Below are 2,539 nucleotides of genomic sequence, written 5' to 3'. Positions count from 1 at the left end.
CGCTTTTGAATGCGGAGCGCCTGCGCAGCTTTACGCAGGATACCCGCAGCAGACTGTGCGGCCTGTGCGGCAATAACTGCCAACTCACGGTCAACACCTTTTCCGACGGCTCTGTCTTCCTCAGCGGCAACCGCTGCGACCGCCCCGTCACCGGTAAGGCGGACAGTGGGCTGCTGAACCTCTACGAATACAAGCGCCGGTTGCTTTTAAGCTATAAGCCCGTCCCCGGAAAGCGGGGGAAAATCGGCCTTCCGCTGTGTTTGAACAACTACGAGCTGCTACCCTTCTGGCACGCGTTTTTTACAAGTCTTGGATTTACCGTGTACCACAGCCCGCTCAGCAGTCGGGATCTATACCTGAAGGGGCAAGCCAGCATCCCCAGTGATACCGCCTGTTTCCCGGCGAAGCTGGCCCATGGCCATATCCAATACCTGAGCCGTCTGGGGCTGGATGCGATTTTCTACCCCTGCATGACCTACAATCTGGACGAGGGCAAGGGGGACAATCACTATAACTGTCCTGTGGTGGCTTATTACCCGGAGGTCATTGCCGGGAACTCTCCAGAGATCAAAAACGTCAAATTCATATACGATTACGTTGGGATTCACCATCCCAAAGAATTTGTCCGTAAGATGCACGGAGTTCTCGAAAAGTACTTTTCCGGCATCAGCCGGAGCGAAGTTGGGGCGGCGGCGGACGAAGCCTATGCCGAGTATGAAAAGCACATGGCCCAAGTCCGTGGAGAGGGCCAGCGCATTATTAAGCAGGCCCGGGAAGAGGGGCGGCGCATCGTTGTTCTGGCTGGCCGACCCTACCACGCGGACCCGGAGGTGAACCATGGCATTGATACGCTGCTGACCCAGTTTGGTGCGGCGGTGGTGACGGAGGACGCGGTTTCCGAGCTGGTGGACCCGTTTGAAACTTCCGTGTTGAACCAGTGGACCTACCATGCCCGACTATATGCCGCCGCGAAATACTGCACGCAAAGCAGCGATATGGAGCTGGTGCAGCTGGTGTCTTTCGGCTGCGGCTTGGACGCAATTACGTCCGACGAGACACGGGAAATATTGCTGGAGGGCGGAAAACTCTATACCCAGCTTAAAATTGACGAAATTACTAATTTGGGCGCGGTGCGTATCCGCCTGCGGAGCCTGTTTGCCGCACTGGAGGAACAGGAAGACCGCCTTCGGAGCGCCGCGCGGAAGGAGGACTGAGCCATGGAGATGAATTATCCGAAATTTACCCCGGAAATGAAAAAGACACATAAGATACTGATTCCCAGCATGGCTCCCATTCAGTTCCGGATTCTGGCCGCTGCCCTGGAGAATCAGGGCTACGCCTGCGAGCTTTTGGGCAACTGCGGTTCGCAGGTGGCGGAGAACGGGCTGAAATACGTCCACAACGATACCTGCTATCCCGCGCTGCTGGTCATCGGCCAGTTTTTGGATGCACTGGATTCCGGAAAATACGATTTGGACCACACAGCTCTCATCATCACCCAGACTGGCGGAGGCTGCCGTGCGTCGAACTATATTCACCTGCTGCGCAAGGCATTGGAGCGAGCAGGCTATGGACAGGTGCCCGTGGCAAGCCTGAACTTCTCGGGTCTTGAGAAGGACTCTGGCTTTCCCATGACGCTGCTTTTGATACGCCAGTTAATGGCGGCTATCTATTACGGGGATTTGCTGGCGACCTTGCGGGCGCAGACCGTTCCTTATGAGCTGAACAGGGGCGACAGCGATGCGATGCTTGAAAAATGGCTGATACATATCTGCGGGAGTATCCGGGCGGGAAAAGGCCATTCCAATCGCGAGGTCCGCGCGCTGATGCCGAAAATCGCCGCCGATTTTGCTACTATTCCCGTCCGCCGCGTACCCAAAGTGAAAGTGGGCGTGGTGGGAGAAATCTATGTGAAATACTCTCCTCTTGGCAACAACGATTTGGAGAAGTTTTTGGAGTCTCAGGACTGTGAGGTGAACCTTCCGGGGCTGATGGGATTTGTGCAGTACTGCGCCTATAACCCCTCGCAAACGGCGCGGCTGTACGGCGGGAGCTTTTTTGAAAAGCATATCTCCGATTTGGTTCTGGGGTATCTTGCGGGGACAGAGCAGGTGATGCGCAAGGCTCTGGAGAAAAATGGGTATCATGCGCCGCTGCCCTTCAAAGAGCTTAAAAAGCTTGCCGAGGGTGTCATCGGTCTGGGCAATAAAATGGGAGAGGGCTGGCTTCTAACCGCCGAGATGATTGAGCTGGTGCGCGCGGGATACGAAAATATTGTCTGCGCCCAGCCTTTCGGTTGCCTGCCCAACCATATCTGCGGCAAGGGCATGGTGAACAAAATTAGGGAGCTGTACCCCCAGGCCAACATTACCCCTATTGACTATGATCCCAGCGCCACCCGGGTAAATCAGGAAAACCGCATCAAGCTGATGCTGGCAGTGGGCCGGGAGCGGCTGGAGAATGGTGCGGCTGGGGAGAAAACGGGCCCGGTGCTGCAGCCCGACTTGGAACCGGATGCCGACCTGATGAGGGAGCCGGA

The 2,539-nt window shown here is 56.2% G+C and carries 2 protein-coding genes; both read left to right on the top strand.

The window, feature by feature from the left end; translation table 11 throughout:
- Window positions 1-1,214: acyl-CoA dehydratase activase-related protein (locus tag RT018_RS14835; RefSeq protein WP_312943101.1), on the top strand; the 1,214-nt coding region annotated here is incomplete at its 5' end.
- A gap of 3 nt (window positions 1,215-1,217) precedes the next feature.
- The coding region (locus tag RT018_RS14830; protein WP_312943100.1) for a 2-hydroxyacyl-CoA dehydratase at window positions 1,218-2,539 on the top strand (1,322 nt) is incomplete at its 3' end.

The sequence above is a fragment of the Oscillibacter sp. genome (genome assembly GCF_032060045.1).
GTDB lineage: Bacteria > Bacillota > Clostridia > Oscillospirales > Oscillospiraceae > Oscillibacter.
This window is presented reverse-complemented; position numbering and strand designations above follow the sequence as displayed.